This window comes from Streptomyces sp. NPDC048142 (assembly GCF_043202835.1).
GTDB lineage: Bacteria > Actinomycetota > Actinomycetes > Streptomycetales > Streptomycetaceae > Streptomyces.
The window spans coordinates 102280-118286 of the sequence record NZ_JBIDBC010000020.1; the positions used below are offsets into that span (position 1 = coordinate 102280).

Annotated in this window: 10 protein-coding genes and 1 pseudogene; 5 read left to right on the top strand and 6 right to left on the bottom strand. The window is 73.0% G+C overall.

Features of this window, described 5'->3' with window-relative positions; genetic code table 11:
* The first annotated feature begins 164 nt into the window (after window positions 1-164).
* Window positions 165-1460, top strand: a complete 1296-nt coding sequence (gene paaK / locus ACGF2Y_RS23895; RefSeq protein ID WP_392950904.1) for a phenylacetate--CoA ligase PaaK — start codon at window positions 165-167, stop codon at window positions 1458-1460.
* Window positions 1461-1846: 386 nt separating this feature from the next.
* Here the strand turns inward: paaK and ACGF2Y_RS23900 are convergent, their stop codons facing one another.
* Window positions 1847-3352 carry an acyl-CoA synthetase gene (locus ACGF2Y_RS23900; protein WP_392950907.1) on the bottom strand — a complete coding sequence of 502 codons (1506 nt, stop codon included), beginning with the start codon at window positions 3350-3352 and terminating at the stop codon, window positions 1847-1849.
* 154 nt (window positions 3353-3506) lie between these two features.
* Here ACGF2Y_RS23900 and ACGF2Y_RS23905 point away from each other — a divergent pair.
* From ACGF2Y_RS23905 to ACGF2Y_RS23915, 3 genes and pseudogenes are all read left to right on the top strand, one after another.
* Window positions 3507-3877 (top strand): annotated as a pseudogene (locus ACGF2Y_RS23905) (penicillin acylase family protein); the annotation flags it as partial.
* Between the two features lie 415 nt (window positions 3878-4292).
* A complete protein-coding gene (locus ACGF2Y_RS23910; protein WP_392950910.1) occupies window positions 4293-4676 on the top strand; it encodes a tyrosinase cofactor in 384 nt (127 codons plus the stop codon).
* 16 nt (window positions 4677-4692) lie between these two features.
* Window positions 4693-5520 (top strand): tyrosinase family protein, encoded by an 828-nt coding sequence (locus ACGF2Y_RS23915; RefSeq protein WP_392950913.1) that lies wholly within the window; start codon window positions 4693-4695, stop codon window positions 5518-5520.
* Between the two features lie 400 nt (window positions 5521-5920).
* On the opposite strand, the gene ACGF2Y_RS23920 is transcribed toward ACGF2Y_RS23915, so the two are convergent.
* Together ACGF2Y_RS23920 and ACGF2Y_RS23925 are read right to left on the bottom strand one after the other, a co-directional pair.
* Window positions 5921-7471: an acyl-CoA synthetase gene (locus ACGF2Y_RS23920; RefSeq protein ID WP_392950915.1), complete on the bottom strand. Its 1551-nt coding sequence runs from the start codon at window positions 7469-7471 to the stop codon at window positions 5921-5923.
* Window positions 7468-8577, bottom strand: coding sequence for an NAD(P)H-dependent flavin oxidoreductase (locus ACGF2Y_RS23925; RefSeq protein ID WP_392950917.1), 1110 nt, complete (start codon window positions 8575-8577; stop codon window positions 7468-7470). The genes ACGF2Y_RS23920 and ACGF2Y_RS23925 overlap by 4 nt, the downstream gene beginning before the upstream one ends.
* Window positions 8578-8801: 224 nt before the next feature.
* On the opposite strand from ACGF2Y_RS23925, the gene ACGF2Y_RS23930 reads away from it, so the two are divergent.
* Window positions 8802-10769 (top strand): serine hydrolase, encoded by a 1968-nt coding sequence (locus tag ACGF2Y_RS23930; RefSeq protein ID WP_392950920.1) that lies wholly within the window; start codon window positions 8802-8804, stop codon window positions 10767-10769.
* A gap of 245 nt (window positions 10770-11014) precedes the next feature.
* Here the strand turns inward: ACGF2Y_RS23930 and ACGF2Y_RS23935 are convergent, their stop codons facing one another.
* From ACGF2Y_RS23935 to ACGF2Y_RS23945, 3 genes are all read right to left on the bottom strand, one after another.
* Window positions 11015-12634, bottom strand: coding sequence for a phytoene desaturase family protein (locus tag ACGF2Y_RS23935; RefSeq protein WP_392950922.1), 1620 nt, complete (start codon window positions 12632-12634; stop codon window positions 11015-11017).
* A gap of 154 nt (window positions 12635-12788) precedes the next feature.
* Window positions 12789-14990, bottom strand: a complete 2202-nt coding sequence (locus ACGF2Y_RS23940; RefSeq protein ID WP_392950925.1) for a tetratricopeptide repeat protein — start codon at window positions 14988-14990, stop codon at window positions 12789-12791.
* Between the two features lie 74 nt (window positions 14991-15064).
* Window positions 15065-15925 carry an oxygenase MpaB family protein gene (locus tag ACGF2Y_RS23945; protein WP_392950927.1) on the bottom strand — a complete coding sequence of 287 codons (861 nt, stop codon included), beginning with the start codon at window positions 15923-15925 and terminating at the stop codon, window positions 15065-15067.
* Window positions 15926-16007: the final 82 nt, after the last annotated feature.

Genomic DNA, 16007 nt, shown 5'->3' on the forward strand with positions numbered 1-16007 from the left:
TCATCCAAACAGGAACCCGTGAACGGGCGCACCGGACTTCGCGGGGAGCTGATTCGGAGCGATGCGTGCGCCCCTCTTGCCACCGCCCCCGGCCTCCTGAATTACTGCTCCCAGCAAGATCGACCGAATGATCGGTCGCCCGCTTCGGGAGAGGAAGGGTCCTCATGACGGTCATGCTGGACGCGGCGGAACGGCTCGGCCGGGGCGAACTGGAGGCCCTGCAACTGGAGCGGCTCCGGTCCACGCTGCGGCACGCGTACGACAACGTCCCCTTCTACCGGACGGCCTTCGACCGCGCGGGGCTGGTGCCCGACGACTGCCGTACGCTCGCCGATCTGGCCCGGTTCCCGTTCACCGCGAAGGCGGATCTGCGGGACAACTACCCCTTCGGGATGTTCGCCGTGCCGGAGCACGAGGTGCGCAGGATCCACGCCTCCAGCGGCACCACCGGACGCCCGACGGTCGTCGGGTACACCGAACGGGACCTGGACACCTGGGCGGACGTGGTGGCCCGTTCGATCCGGGCGGCGGGCGGGCGGCCCGGCCACAAGGTCCATGTGGCGTACGGATACGGGCTGTTCACCGGCGGGCTCGGGGCGCACTACGGGGCGGAGCGGCTCGGCTGCACGGTGATCCCGGCCTCCGGAGGCATGACCGCACGCCAGGTGCAGCTGATCCAGGACTTCCGGCCCGAGATCATCATGATCACTCCGTCGTACATGCTGACGTTGCTGGACGAGTTCGAGCGGCAGGGCGTCGATCCGCGGTCGACCTCCCTGAAGGTCGGGATCTTCGGCGCGGAGCCGTGGACCGAGGGGATGCGCCGGGAGATCGAGGACCGGTTCGCCATCGACGCGGTCGACATATACGGGCTCTCCGAGGTGATGGGCCCGGGGGTCGCGCAGGAGTGTGTGGAGACGAAGGACGGGCTGCACATCTGGGAGGACCACTTCTATCCGGAGGTCGTGGATCCGTTCACCGGTGCGGTACTGCCGGACGGCGAGGAGGGGGAGCTGGTCTTCACCTCGCTGACCAAGGAGGCGATGCCGGTCATCCGCTACCGCACCCGGGACCTGACGCGGCTGCTGCCGGGGACGGCGCGGACGTTCCGCCGGATGGAGAAGGTCACCGGACGCAGTGACGACATGGTGATCCTGCGCGGGGTCAATCTCTTCCCCACCCAGATCGAGGAGATCGTGCTGCGTACGCCGTCCGTCGCCCCGCACTTCCAGCTGCGGCTGACCCGGCAGGGGCGGCTCGACGCGCTCACCGTCCGGGCGGAGGCGCGGGCGGACGCCACGGCGGACGACCGGGAGAAGGCCGCGCTGGCCATCGCGGCGGCGGTGAAGGACGGCGTCGGGGTGTCGGTGGGGGTCGAGATCGTGGACCCGGAGTCGCTGGAACGCTCGGTGGGCAAGATCCGGCGGATCGTGGATCTGCGGGAGCCCGGCACACGCTGAGCACGGCCCCCGGGCAGGTCGGCCGCGCGCCGTTCCCACCGCGCAACGCCCGGTCCCCCCGGTGCGGACCGCTGCCGGGAGGTCTCGACAGAGAGGGCCGGGCACGGCGAGGCTCCCGCTGCGCGTCTCGCCCACCGGTCCCTGGTCACCGCCCGCTGCGCCGCCCTCGCCCGGTGCGCCGTGTCCGGAGGTCGCCGATCGTGGCCGCGCCGGTCCAGCTGTTCAGCCGGCTTCTCGGTTGCGTCATCGGTGTCTGCCGGGCCGCCGCGTTGCTCCCGCCGGCACCGGGCGGCCTGCTCATCGCCGTCGTCGGTGCGCTCCTGCCCGCCGGCCGGGCCGCCGGGGCCCGGACGGCCACGGCGCTGCGCACCGAGTGGGCGACCGGGTCAGGCCAGCTCGTCCCGCAGCCGCCGCTTGAGGATCTTCCCGCTGGCGTTGCGCGGGAGTGCGTCCACGAACACGATGCGCTTGGGCGCTTTGAAGGCGGTGAGTTTCTCGCGGGCGTGGTCGATGAGTTCGCTCTCGGCCACGTTCGCCTCGCCGCGCAGGACGACGACGGCGGTGACGGCCTCGATCCAGCGGTCGTCGGGGAGGCCGATGACGGCGGTCTCGGCGACGGCGGGGTGGGTGTAGAGGGCGTCCTCGACCTGACGGGAGGCGATGAGGACACCGCCGGAGTTGATGACGTCCTTGACCCGGTCGACGACGGTGAGGAAGCCCTCGGCGTCGCGGACCGCGAGATCGCCGGAGTGGAACCAGCCGTCGCGGAAGGCCGCCGCGGTCTCCTCGGGCTTGTCCCAGTAGCCGGAGCACAGTTGGGGCGAGCGGTAGACGACCTCGCCGGGAGTGCCGTCGGGGACGTCCTCGCCCTTCTCGTCGACGACGCGGGCCTCCACGAAGAGGACCGGCCGGCCGCAGGACTCCATCCTGCCCTCGTGCTCGTCGGGGCCCAGCACGGTGGCCAGCGGCCCGATCTCGCTCTGGCCGAAGCAGTTGTGGAAGGCCAGGTGCGGGAGGCGTGCGCGCAGCCGCTCCAGGACGGGCACGGGCATGATCGAGGCCCCGTAGAACGCCTTCCGCAGTCCGCCGAGGTCGCGGGTGGCGAACTCCGGGTGGTTGGCGAGGCCGATCCAGACGGTGGGCGGGGCGAACAGGCTGTCGGCCAGGCCCGCTTCGACGAGGTCGAAGATCGAGGCGGCGTCCGGCGCGTCCAGGATGGTGTTCTCCGCCCCGACCGCCAGATTGGGCAGCAGGAAGACATGCATCTGGGCCGAGTGGTAGAGCGGCAGGGAGTGCACGGGCCGGTCGGACGCGGCGAGGCCGAGCGCGGTGATCGCGCTGACGTACGCGTGGACCAGGGCCCCGTGCGTCATCATCGCGCCCTTGGGCAGGGCGGTGGTGCCGGAGGTGTACAGCAGCTGCACCAGGTCCTCGGCGGCGGGCGGGCGCTGCGGGGTGAACGGCCTTTCGGTCTCCACGGCGTCGAGCAGCGAACCGGGCGCGTCGCGCAGTGCGCGCACCGGGAGTCCGGCGGGGAGCCGCCCGGCGAGATCCGGGTCGGTCAGGACCAGTGAGGAGCCGGACTGGTCGAGGAGGTAGGTCAGGTCGTCGCCGGTGAGGTTCTGGTTGACCGGTACGTGGACGAACCCGGCCCGTGCGCAGGCGAGGAAGCCGATCAGATAGGCGTCGGAATTGTGCGCGTAGGCGGCCACCCGGTCGCCGGGGGCGAGAGCGTGCTCCTCGGTGAGAACGGCGGCGGCCGTGGAGACGGCGGCGTCCAGGGAGCGGTAGGTCCAGGCCCGGCGGGCGTACCGTACGGCGGTCCGTCCGGGGGTGCGCCGGGCGCTGCGGGTGAGGACGCCGTCGACTGTGCTGCTGCGTACACCTGTCATGGCGTGATCCTGTGCGGCGCGGGCCCGGGGGTCAAGAGGTGGGATACCGACCGGACGGTTGACAGCTCCCGGGGCTCCCCGGCTGAGTGGCGCGTGGCTGTCCGGGCGGTCCGTCAACCGCCTCTGCCACCCGCACCGCGGGGAGGAAGAGACCTTGACTTCGCGTAACCGTCTGAGGCTGCTCGGGGTTGCCGGTCTCGCCCTGTTCACCGTGTCGGCGACACTGCCTCCGGCCGCCGCTTCCGGGACCGCGGAAACGCGGCATCCGTCCGGTGGCGGTCTTTCCGCCGTCATCCGGTACACGGAGTACGGCGTTCCGCACATCGTGGCGAAGGTCTACGCGCGCCTCGGCTTCGACACCGGCTGGGCGCAGGCCGCCGACCAGGTGTCCGCACCCCGGCGGACGGCTTCCTCACGGTGCGCGGGGAGCGGTCGACGTTCTTCGGCCCGGACGCCGCCACGGACTTCTCCCTCTCCTCGGCGGCGACGAACCTCTCCAGCGATGCGACTGGGCCTGGCCCACGTCGAAGGCCGAACCTGCCGGGCCGGCACCACCACGTCACCGTGATCCGGACCGGCACCTGCCCACCTGTCACAGCGACATTCCAGCCCGTACCGACATGACGAAGCCCTCGGCGAGACCGAGCGCGCGCATATGTTCCGGACATGTTTCACGTGTGAGGACGCGCACAACTCTCCGCCCTTCACCGGAAATTATTCACACGATGGGCACATCAGGTGCAAGATTTGTGCCGAACGCCCCGCACGCCGCGCTGCGCCGCAAGATCAACTTTGTTCAACTCTCCACTACGTGTGCCGACATGTCCGCATCGCGGCCAACCACTTCTTGGCAACGCGCCGCTCCCTGTAGGCATGGCCGCAGCGGTCCGCCCGACCTTCGGACCGTTCATCGAACACCGCCACACCTGGGGGAATACCCATGTCCAGAATCACCCGCCGACGTGCGCTAGGCGCCTCCGCCGGAGCCCTCGCCGGACTCGCCGTCGCCGGCGTGGCCAGCGCCGCCGGCCCTTCCGCCACCCCCGCGCCTCGGGCTGCAGCCGCGGAACGAGCCGCCTTTGACGAGGTCTACCAGGGCCGCCGCATACAGGGAGCACCCTCCCACCACGGCGGACACCACGACCACGGCAGCGGCTACCAGGTACACATCGACGGCAAGGAGCTGCATGTGATGCGCAACGCCGATGGCACCTGGATCAGCGTTGTCAACCACTACGAGACCTTCGCCACCCCGCTCGCCGTGGCCCGCGCCGCCGTCGCCGAGCTTCAGGGCGCCGCACTCGTCCCTCTCGCCCTCGCCTGAACCCGGAGCGCCAGCCATGACCGTACGCAAGAACCAGGCGAACCTCACCGCCACCGAGAAGAAGCGCTTCGTCGACGCCCTGCTGGAGCTCAAGCGCAGCGGCCGCTACGACACGTTCGTCACCACGCACAACGCCTTCATCATGAGCGACACGGACAACGGTGAGCGGGTCGGCCACCGTTCGCCGTCGTTCCTGCCGTGGCACCGCAGATTCCTCATACAGTTCGAGCAGGCACTCCAGTCCGTGGACGCGTCCGTGGCGCTGCCGTACTGGGACTGGGCCGCCGACCGCACCGCCGCGTCCTCGCTCTGGGCGGCCGACTTCCTTGGCGGTACCGGGCGGAGCAGAGACGGCCAGGTGATGACCGGACCCTTCGCGTCGGACGCGGGCAGATGGCCCATCACCGTACGCGTGGACGGGCGCGGCTACCTCCGCCGCGACCTCGGCGCCGGCGGCCGGCAGCTGCCGACCCGGGCCGAGGTCGACTCGGTGCTCGCCATGAGCACATACGACACCGCGCCGTGGAACAGCGCGTCGGACGGCTTCCGCAACCATCTGGAGGGCTGGCGCGGCGTCAATCTGCACAACCGGGTCCATGTGTGGGTCGGCGGCCAGATGGCCACCGGCGTCTCGCCCAACGACCCGGTGTTCTGGCTGCACCACGCGTACATCGACAAGCTGTGGACCGACTGGCAGGCGCGCCACCCGAACTCGCCCTATCTCCCGGCCACGGGCACCGCCGACGTGGTGGATCTGCATGACACCATGCGCCCGTGGAACGACGTGACGCCGGCCGACATGCTCGACCACATCCCGCACTACACCTACGACACGGCGGCCTGAGCACGCAGGCCGGCGCGGAACCGGAAGCACCGGCTGGGCATCGAACGGCCATGACACAGAGAGCGGGACAGGTCCTCTGAGCCCGTGTGCCGGCCTCGGCGGAGCTCAGCGGACGCCACCAACACCGCCGACACCGGCGGGGAGGCGGACAGGAGCGCCCATGCGCCACGGCGGCACCGTCCCGAGGGCAGCGGGCGGGGCGGAGAACGAAGCCCGGTGAGGTGACCGCACGTCTCCTGGCTGGGTACGGTATCTGCGGCGGCGGCTCCCGGTTCTGCGAGCAGGACATCGCGCGCTCGCCGGGCGCGGCGGGACGGTGGTGCAGGTGCAGGAGCGGCGGTAGGCCGCGTCCGGGAGGAGCGCGGCCTGCCTCTCCCGGGCCGGTCGCCCCGGTCGTGGGCTACAACGGGCGCTCGAAGCCCTCCCAGTACGGTTCGCGCAGCCGCCGTTTGTAGAGCTTGCCGTTGGGGTCACGGGGCATGGCGGTGATGAAGTCGAGGCTCCTGGGCCGTTTGTACCCGGCGAGCCGCTCCTCGCAGTGGGCGATGAGCGCGGCGGCGAGCGCTTGCGACGGCTCGTGGCCCTCGGCCGGTTCGACGACGGCCTTGACCTCCTCGCCGCGCTCTGCGTGCGGGATGCCGAAGGCGGCGGCGTCCGCGACGGCGGGGTGGGCGAGCAGGGCGGACTCGATCTCGGCGGGGTAGATGTTGACGCCGCCCGCGATGATCATGTCGATCTTGCGGTCGCGGAGGAAGAGGTAGCCGTCCTCGTCCAGCACACCGAGGTCGCCGACGGTGAAGAAGTCGCCGATGCGGTTCTCGCGGGTCTTGGTCGCGTCCTTGTGGTAGCTGAAGCCGCCGGTGCTCATCTTCATGTGGACGGTGCCCAGTTCGCCCGCCGGGAGCCGGTTGCCGTCGTCGTCGAAGACGGCCAGTTCGCTGATCGGCCAGGCCTTGCCGACGGTGCCGGGCTTCTTCAGCCAGTCCTCGGCGGTGGCGAACGCTCCGCCGCCCTCGCTGGCCGCGTAGTACTCCTCGACGCAGCTCCCCCACCAGTCGATCATGGCGCGTTTGACGTGGTCGGGGCAGGGGGCGGCGCCGTGGATGGCGTGCCGCATGGAGGAGACGTCGTAGCGCGCCTTCACCTCGTCGGGCAGTGCGAGCAGCCGGTGGAACTGGGTCGGGACCATGTGGGTGTGGGTGCACCGGTGGGCGTCGATGGCGCGCAGCATCTCCTCGGGCGCCCAGCCGTCCATCAGGACGAGCGGGTGGCCGGTGTGGAGTGCTGCGCCCGCGAACTGGAGTACGGCGGTGTGGTAGAGCGGCGAGCAGACCAGGTGGACGTTCTCGTCGAACGGCCGGATGCCGAAGATGCCGAGGAACCCGCCGAGATGGGTCTCCTCGGGCCGTTTGCCGGGCAGTGGACGCCGGATGCCGCGCGGGCGGCCGGTGGTGCCCGAGGTGTAGTTCATGACCCAGCCGAGGGTGCGGTCCCGCGGCGGGGTGGCGGGGTGCCCGTCGAGGAGTTCGGCGTAGGGGCGGCAGCCGGGGACCGTGCCGACGCCGTAGCGGTGGGTTGCGGGCAGTTCCGCCTCGTCGGCGGCGGCCGTCGCGGCGGCCGCGAAGCGTTCGTGGGCGATCAGGACACGGGCACCCGAGTCGGCGACGATCCAGGCGATCTCCGGTCCGACGAGGTGGTGGTTGACCGGGACGAGGTAGAGGCCGGCCTGCGAGGCGGCGAGATGGGCGGTGAGGAACTCGACGCCGTTGGGCAGCACGACGGCGAACGCGTCGCCCTCGCGCAGTCCCGCCGCGCGCAGTCCGTGGACCATGCGGTTGACGTCGGCGTGCAGCCGGCCCGCGCTCCACTCCTCGCCGTCGGGGGCGATCAGCACAGTGCGGTCGGGGTCGGCGGCGGCCTGGGCCCAGAAACCGCCTGGCGGCTGGTTCACGTGGCGCTCCTTCCGGCGATGCGGTTCATGCGGGTGACGGCCTGTTCGAAGCCGCGGGTCAGGTCGTCGACGACCGCCCGGACGCTGCGTTCGCTGGTCATCCGGCCGACGATCTGCCCGACGGGCGTGCCGAGCAGCTCCCCGACCTCGTACTTCTGGATCCGGGAGACGGCCTCGGCGACCAGCAGGCCCTGGAGCGGCATGGGCAGGGTGCCGGGTCCCGCGCCGTCCTCCCAGGCGTCGGTCCATGCGGTACGGAGCTGGCGTGCGGGTTTCCCCGTGAGGGCGCGGGAGCGGACGGTGTCGCCGGAGCCGGCGGCCAGGAGTTTGGCGGTCAGGGCCAGGGAGTGCAGGTCGGCCTCCTCGGTGGTGAGCCAGAGCGATCCGAGCCAGACGCCCTGCGCGCCGAGCGCGATTCCCGCAGCGGCCTGTTCGCCGCTGCCGATGCCTCCGGCGGCGAGCACGGGCAGCGGGGCGACGGCCTCGACGACTTCGGGGACCAGCACCATGGAGCCGATCTCCCCGGTGTGGCCGCCCGCCTCGTACCCCTGGGCGACGACGACGTCGATGCCCGCCGCCGCGTGCCGCCGGGCGTGCCGGGCGCTCCCGGCCAGGGCGGCGACGAGGACCCCGTGGTCGTGGGCCCGCTCGATGACGTCGGCGGGCGGCGAGCCGAGGGCGTTGGCCAGCAGCTTCACCGGGTAGTCGAAGGCCACGTCGAGCTGGCCGCGGGCGACCTCCTCCATCCAGCCGGTGATGCGCCAGCCGGACGCCTCCCCCTCGGCGAGTTCGGGCACGCCGTAGCGGGCCAGGATTTCCCGCACGAAGCCGCGGTGCTCGGCCGGGATCATCGCCTCGACGTCCGCTTCGGTGACGCCCTCGACCTTCTTGGCCGGCATGACGACGTCGAGGCCGTAGGGCTTGCCGTCGGCGTGTCGGTGCAGCCGGTCGAGGTCGCGCGCCAGGTCGTCGGGCGCGGTGTAGCGCACTGCTCCGAGCACGCCGAAGCCACCGGCTCTGGTGATGGCCGCGGCGACCTCGGGGAACGGCGTGAAGCCGAAGATGGCGTGCTCGATGCCCAGTTGCCGGCTCAGTTCCGTCTCCATGGGCGGCAGGATGCCGCAGTGGGGCGGCCGAGGGAAGAGCTTTTCTGATGCAGTGTCAGATTCTTTGCGGGCCGGGACGCGCACGGGAGCCGGGGGGTGACAGTAATCTCTGCGGCGGCAGGAACTTTCACTGCTCGGCGAGTTTTCGGAAGTTACTTTCGCGCGGGCGCCGGCGCACGGGCGCGGCCCGGTGACCGGACGTCGGGCGCGGGAAGGAGTTGCGGATGACCGGGGACACGCAGGGGAACGACCGCGCGGCGGACGGCCGGGGCGCGCCGGGAGGCCCGGAGCGGGCCGGGGGCCGTCGCTCCGCGACCGGTGCCGGCGCGGCCGGGAGCGGCATCGCCCGGCGGCGGCTGGGCGGCGGGATACTGGCGCTGGGCGGTGCGCTCGCCCTGACGCCGATGCCGCTCGCGGGCGCGGCCGCCCGGAACGGACCGGGCGGGGGGACGGCGGACAGGGCGGCGGGCACGGGAGCGAAGGACAGAGCGGCGGACACGGGAGCGGGCATGGAGTCAGGGGCGCACCGGCCCACGCTGCGGCGCGGGAGCGCCGCGCGCGCCGGACTGCTCCAGGGGCCGCTGGACCAGCTCGTGCGGGACGCCGAGGCCTATCTCGCCGACTCCCCCGCGCACCCCTGGTACGCGGGCGCGGTGCTGCTCGCCGGGCGCGGCGGGACCGTGGCGCTGCACCGGCCGATCGGCAAGGCGGTGCGCTACAGCGCGTACGACGAGAAGACCGGCACCGGGGTGGAGTTCCCGGCGGAGCAGCAGATCGCGATGGCCGAGGACACCGTCTTCGACCTGGCCTCGGTCTCCAAGCTGTTCACCTCGCTCCTGGCGGTCCAGCGGATCGAGCGCGGCGAGCTGGGACTGGAAGCCCCGGTCGCCTCATACCTCCCGGCCTTCACGGGCGGCGGCAAACAACACATGACCATCCGTCAACTCCTGACGCACACCTCGGGTTTCCGGACCTGGATCCCGCTGTACGAGGAGCCGACCCGGGAGGGCAAGCTCCGGATGCTCATGGACGAGGTCCCGGCGAGCACCCCGGGCAGCGCGTATCTCTACTCCGACCTCAACCTGATCTCGCTGCAACTGGTCCTGGAGAAGGTCACCGGCCGCCCGCTGGACGCCCTGCTCCGCGAGGAGATCACCGCCCCGCTCGGGATGCACCGCACCCGCTACAACCCGCCCGCCTCCTGGAGGCCGAAGATCGCGGCCACCGAGGACGCCCGGCTGCCCTGGTCGGGCCTCGAACGCGGGCTGGTCTGGGGCGAGGTGCACGACGAGAACGCGTTCAGCCTGGACGGGGTGGCGGGCCATGCCGGGGTGTTCTCCTGCGCCTGGGATCTCGCGGTCCTCGCCCGGACGCTCCTCAACGGCGGGGTCTACGGCCGCTCCCGCATCCTGTCCGAGGATGCGGTCGACCTCCTGTTCACCGACTTCAACACCGCGTTCCCGGGCGACGAGCACGGCCTCGGCTTCGAGCTCCACCAGCATTGGTACATGGGGGCGATGGCGACTCCGCGCAGTGCGGGGCACACCGGATTCACCGGGACCAGCCTGGTGCTCGACCCGTCGACCGACACCTTCCTCATCGTGCTGGGCAACTCCGTCCATCCCGTACGGAGTTGGCGCTCGGGCAGCGCGCCCCGGGTGGCGGCCGCCAACCAGCTGGCGCGGGCCGTTCCGGTCCGGCCCGCGCAGGGGCGCACGGCCTGGTTCTCCGGGATGGCGAGCGCGTCCACCGCCACGCTCGCCCTGCCCGCCCTGCGCCTGAACTCCGCGCGGGCCCGGCTGGAGTGCGCGCTGTGGTGGGACACCGAACCGGCCGCCGACGGCCTCTTCCTGGAGGCGTCGGCGGGTGGTCAGGACTGGCGGCCGGTGCCGTTCACCACCCTCGCACCGGGCCCCGGTCACCACGGCCCGGCCCCGCGCCCGCACCCGGCGGGCTCGGTGTCCGGCTGGTCGGGGCGTGTCTGGCACCGGCTGGAGGCGGACCTGACGGCCTGGCACGGCCGGGACGTACGCCTGCGGTGGCGCTACACAACCGACCGGCTGTACGTGGGGCGCGGCGCGTACGTGGACGGGCTGCGGGTCCGCGACGGCCTCCGCACGGTCTTCGACGCGGAACGGCCCCGGGACGCCGGCCGGATCGAGGCGACGGGCTGGGTGCCGTCGGCGGACTGACCGGCACCGGGCCGCCGAGGCACCGGAACCCCGGAACGCCGGGCGGCACGGACTGCACAAGTGGCACGAGCGGTCCGGACAGTCCGGGCGACACGAGTGGTCCGGGCCGCCGGGGACAGGCCTCGGCGGTCCGGACGGCACGAGCGGCATGAGCGGTCCAGGCGGCATGGACGGTCCAGGCGGTCCGGACAGTACGGGCCGCACGTGACAGGCCTCGGCGGGCCGGACGGTCGGACCGGGACTCGTCACCGCCCCAGCGCCGCCATCGCCGCGTTGTGGCCGGGGACCCCGCTGACGCCGCCACCACGCACCGCGCCCGCCCCGCAGAGCAGCACATTGGCGTGCGTGGTCTCCACGCCCCAGCGCCCGGTGCCCTCGTCCGCGTACGGGAAGGAGAGGTCGCGGTGGAAGATGTGGCCGCCGGGCAGCCGCAGTTCGCGCTCAAGATCGAGCGGGGTCTTGGCCTCGATGCAGGGCTCACCCCTCTCGTCGAGGGCCAGGCAGTCGGTGACCGGCTCCTCCAGATGCGTGTCCAGTTCGGCCAGGGTCGCCTTCAACAGGGCGGCGCGGGCACCGTCGTTGTCGTCCGAGAACAGCCGGGCCGGGGCGTGCAGGCCGAAGAGGGTGAGGGTCTGGTAGCCGCGCGCGGAGAGGTCGGGGCCGAGGATCGAGGGGTCGGTCAGCGAGTGGCAGTAGATCTCGGACGGCGGGGCGGCGGGCAGCCTGCCCGCCGCCGCGTCCCGGTAGGCGTCGGCGAGTTGCCCGTACCCCTCGGCGATGTGGAACGTTCCCGCGAACGCCTGCCGAGGGTCGACGGACCGGTCGCGGAGCTTCGGCAGCCGGGTGAGCAGCATGTTCACCTTGAGCTGGGCGCCCTCGGCGGGCGGGGGCGGGGTGTCGCCGAGCAGGGCGGCGAGCGCCTGCGGGGAGGCGTTGACGAGCACCCGGCGGGCGGCGACGACGTGTTCGCCGTCCGGGGTGCGGACGGTGACCTCGGCGGCCTCGCCGTCGGTCTCGATCAAGGTCGCCTCGTGCCGTACGCGGATCTCGGCGCCCGCCGCACGGGCTGCGGCGGCCAGTGCGTCGGTGAGCGCGCCCATGCCGCCGACGGGGACGTCCCAGTCGCCGGTGCCGCCGCCGATCACGTGGTAGAGGAAGCACCGGTTCTGGAGCAGCGAGGTCTCGTGGGCGTCGGCGAAGGTGCCGATCAGGGCGTCGGTGAGGACGACCCCGCGCACCAGGTCGTCGGTGAAGTTCTCCTCGACGGCCACTCCGAGCGGCTCCTCGAACAGCATCCGCCAGGCGTCGGCGTCGTCGATCCGGTCGCGCAGCGCGTCCCGGTCCGGCAGCGGCTCGGTGAGGGTCGGGAAGACGCGTGTCGCGACCCGCCGCGTCATGGCGTAGAACCGCTGCCAGGCCGCGTACTCATCCTCGCCGCCGGTCAGCGCGGCGAAGGACTCCCGGGTCCCCTCGCCCGCGACCAGCAGCCCGGTGGGACGTCCGTCGCGTACAGCGGGGGTGTAGGAGGAGACGGTCCGCTTGCGTACGGCGAAGTCGAGACCGAGGTCCCGGACGATCTTGTCGGGCAGCAGGGACACCAGATACGAGTAGCGCGAGAGCCGGGCGTCGACCCCGGCGAAGGGGCGGGTCGAGATCGCCGCTCCCCCGGTGGTGCCGAGACGTTCCAGGACGAGCACCGACTGTCCGGCGCGCGCCAGATAGGCGGCGGCGACCAGGCCGTTGTGGCCGCCGCCGACGATCACGGCGTCGTAGCGGTCCCGGGCGGGCGCTCCGGGTCCGGAGGACTCCCGGGCGGCGGTCCGGCCTGCGGGTGTCCGGGGTGCGGGCGACTGGGGTGCGGGCATGCACCTTCGTAACACGCCGTCGGCCGTCCCGACCAGAGGCGGCGGGACGGACGCACGGAGAAGCAGGCTCGTGGGCGGGGCGGGCGGATCAGTTCGGCGGCACCACGTTCCGCGCGGTGGGCCGGCCAGGGGGCGTCCGAACCGTCCGCGTGGATCAGCGTGCGGCGTCCGCCGACCGCCCCAGCCGCTCCAGCCGCTCCAGGCAGTGCGCCTCGTCGTCGCGGGCCGCCCGGGTCTGGGGGTGGTCGGGGCCCAGCACCCGGGCGCGCGCGTCGGCGACCTGCCGGTACGCCGCCAGGGCCTCGCTCCACCGGCCGAGCCAGCCGAGGCCCGCGGCGACTTCCCGGCGGCTGATCACCGTGTCCGGGTGATCGGGCCCCAGGGTGCGTTCCCGCAGGGCGCAGACGTCACGCGCCTCCGCGAGCGCCTCCTCCCAGCGGCCCGTCCGCCCCAGGTTGACCCCGAGACCGTGGCGGGCGCGCAGCGTCTCCGGGTCGGCCGCTCCCGCGGTCCGGGTGCGGTCGGCGACCAGGGACCGGTACAGCTCCAGCGCCTCCGCGTCACGGCCGAGCCGGCCGAGGCTGATGCCGGCCTCGTAGCGGGCGGCGAAGGTGTCGGGGTGGTCGGCCCCGAGGGTGCTCGCACGGGCCCGCGCGACGTCCTGGTAGGTCTCCAGCGCCTCCGCCCAGCGGCCCAGCCTGCCCAGGGTGTACGCCTCCTCGTAGCGGGTCGCGAGGGTGTCGGGGTGCGTCGGTCCGAGCAGCCGGGCGCGGGCGTCGGCGACCTCCCGGGCCAGCTGCCGGGCCTCTTCGGGCCGGCCGAGGCGGCTGAGGTTGAACGCGAGGTTGTGCCGGCAGCGCAGGGTGTCGGGATGGTCGGGGCCCAGGGCGCGTTCGCGGACGGTGAGCACCGCCTCGTACACCTGGTGGGCCTCGGCGTGCCGGCCGATGCGGCCCAGGGCGTGGGCGGTCGCCTGGCGGGCGGCGAGCGTCTGCGGATGGTCGGCGCCCAGGGCGCGTTCGCGCCCCTCTGCGACCCGGGCGAACTCGCGCAGCCCTTCCTCGGCCCGGCCCGTACGGCTGAGCGTGAGACCGATCTCGTAGCGGCTGGCGAGGGTGTCGGGATGGTCCGGGCCGAGGACGCGGCCGCGCTGGTCGGCGACCTCCCGGTGCACCTGCTCCGCCTCCTCCCAGCGGCCCAGGCGGCCGAGGTCGATGCCCGCGCTGTGGCGGCCCTCCCAGGTGGCGAGGAGCTCCGGGGCGGGGGGCCCTGCGGACACGGAGACGAAGGTGTGGGAGTGCGGGGCGGTGGCGGTCGCGGTGGTCCACTGCCCCGTCAGTCCGGCGGCCGGGTCCGGCCGTTCGGCACCGGGGCCTCTCGCGCCGACAGCCCGGTGACCGGCCGTCATGGCACGGCTCCAGGCGGGCAGGGCGGTCTCGCGCGGCGCCGGTGGCCGACCGGCCCCCGAGTGCGTGAGGGGGCCCGGTCCGAGCGCGGGCTGTTCCCCGGTCCGGCCGAGGACGATGCGGCGGCGCAGGTCGCCCGCGTCCGCGGGCCGCTCCTCGGGGGCCTTGGCGAGCAGGTCGAGGACGACACGGTCGAAGAAGCCGGGCAGTTCGGCACGGTGGCTGCGCAGCGGTTCCGGCGGGGTGTCGCGGTGTCCGACGAGCACGGCCCAGGCGTCCTCCTGGTCGAACGGCGGTACGCCGGTGGCGATCTCGTACAGGACGCAGCCCAGCGAGTAGAGGTCGCTGCGGTGGTCGACCTCCTTGCCGCTGATCTGCTCGGGCGACATGTAGTGCGGGGTGCCCATGGCGAGACCGGTGGTGGTGAGCCGGGAGCTCATGCCGATGTCGTGGCCGAGGCGCGCTATGCCGAAGTCGCAGATCTTCACCGTGCCGTCGGTCAGCCGCATGATGTTGGCGGGCTTGAGGTCGCGGTGGACGATGCCCTGCCGGTGGGTGTAGCCGAGCGCGTCGGCGACCTGTTCCGCGATGTCGACGACGTGCTCGACGGGCAGCGGATGCTGGTGGTTCTCCGCCAGGAGCTGGCTCAGGTTGTGCCCGTCGAGCAGCTCCATGACGAGGTACAGCACGCCCTCGTACTCGCCGAAGTCGTGTACGACGGTGACACCCCGGTGCTGGAGCGAGGCGGCCACCCGGGCCTCGCGCCGGAAACGTTCGCGCAGGACGCGGGTGAACGCCCGGTCGTGCTGGGGCCCCATGGGTTTGAGGCATTTGACGGCGACCTGACGGCCCAGCGACTCGTCGCGGGCGCGCCACACCTCGCCCATGCCGCCGCGCCCGATCAGTTCGAGCAGCCGGTACCGGCTCTGGATCAGCCTGGTGTCCGCCATCTGCCGCTTCCCGCCCCCGTTGTTCCCCGCTGCCGGCGCCACGCCCTCCCCGGCCCGTCCAGTATGGCGGCCGGTCAGCGGAGTCTGTACGCGGCGGGGCGGCTGTCGGGTCCCAGGCGTGCCATCGCCCGCAGGATGTGACCGGGCGGCAGCTGCCAGCGCACCCGGTCCGGGATCGCGCGCAGGACGGCGCCGGTGGCGCGCAACCGCCGGTCGACGGCGGCCGGCGGCGGGACCGGTCTGCCGTACAGGGCGTGGGCGTACGGAGGCAGGGACTGGTAGGCGAGTACCGCCACGCGCCGCCACAGCAGGGCGCGCGCCGGAACGAGCCAGGGGCGCACGGGCGGGCTGCGGAGGAAGGCGTCGACGTCGGCGGCCTCGGATCCGGCGGCGAGCTCGGGGCGTACGCGGTCGAAGTAGGCGGCGAGTCCGGCGGTGGTGGCGGGCACCCGGTCCGGGTCGAGGCCGACGAGGCGGGCGCCGGTGCGGTGTTCGTCGACGTACCGGTCGGCCTGGGCGTCGGTGAGGGGGAAGCCGGAGCGACGCTGGACCTGGAGGTAGGAGTCGACCTCGGCGCAGTGCACCCAGAGCAGCAGGTCCGGTTCGTCCACGCCGTACGTCTCCCCGGTGTCCGGGTCGGTGGCCTTGAGGGCGCGGTGGATCCGGCGGACCCGGGCGCCCGCCTGTTCGGCGGCGTCGGTGGTGCCGTAGGTGATGGTGCCGACGAAGGACGCCGTGCGCATGAGCCGGCCCCAGGCGTCCCGGCGGAAGTCCGCATTCTGGGTGACCCCGCGCACGGCGCGCGGGTGGAGTGCCTGGAGGTAGAGGGCGCGGACGCCCGCGATCCACATCATCGGATCGCCGTGCAGCTGCCAGGTGACGGACCTGGGCCCGAAGAGCCCCGGGTCGGGGCGCACGGGAGAGGCGTCGTTCATCCGCTGGTACCTCCGGCTCGGCGGTCCACGGGGGCGGAGCCGGTACGCGTACGAACGATGCCGTACGCGCACCGGATCGGGA

Bases quoted from the DNA above. Each gene is read 5' to 3' on its own strand.
- paaK (WP_392950904.1), top strand. From the start codon at position 165: ATGACGGTCATGCTGGACGCGGCGGAACGGCTCGGCCGGGGCGAACTG.
- ACGF2Y_RS23900 (WP_392950907.1), bottom strand. From the start codon at position 3,352: ATGACAGGTGTACGCAGCAGCACAGTCGACGGCGTCCTCACCCGCAGC.
- ACGF2Y_RS23910 (WP_392950910.1), top strand. From the start codon at position 4,293: ATGTCCAGAATCACCCGCCGACGTGCGCTAGGCGCCTCCGCCGGAGCC.
- ACGF2Y_RS23915 (WP_392950913.1), top strand. From the start codon at position 4,693: ATGACCGTACGCAAGAACCAGGCGAACCTCACCGCCACCGAGAAGAAG.
- ACGF2Y_RS23925 (WP_392950917.1), bottom strand. From the start codon at position 8,577: ATGGAGACGGAACTGAGCCGGCAACTGGGCATCGAGCACGCCATCTTC.
- ACGF2Y_RS23930 (WP_392950920.1), top strand. From the start codon at position 8,802: ATGACCGGGGACACGCAGGGGAACGACCGCGCGGCGGACGGCCGGGGC.
- ACGF2Y_RS23935 (WP_392950922.1), bottom strand. From the start codon at position 12,634: ATGCCCGCACCCCAGTCGCCCGCACCCCGGACACCCGCAGGCCGGACC.
- ACGF2Y_RS23940 (WP_392950925.1), bottom strand. From the start codon at position 14,990: ATGGCGGACACCAGGCTGATCCAGAGCCGGTACCGGCTGCTCGAACTG.
- ACGF2Y_RS23945 (WP_392950927.1), bottom strand. From the start codon at position 15,925: ATGAACGACGCCTCTCCCGTGCGCCCCGACCCGGGGCTCTTCGGGCCC.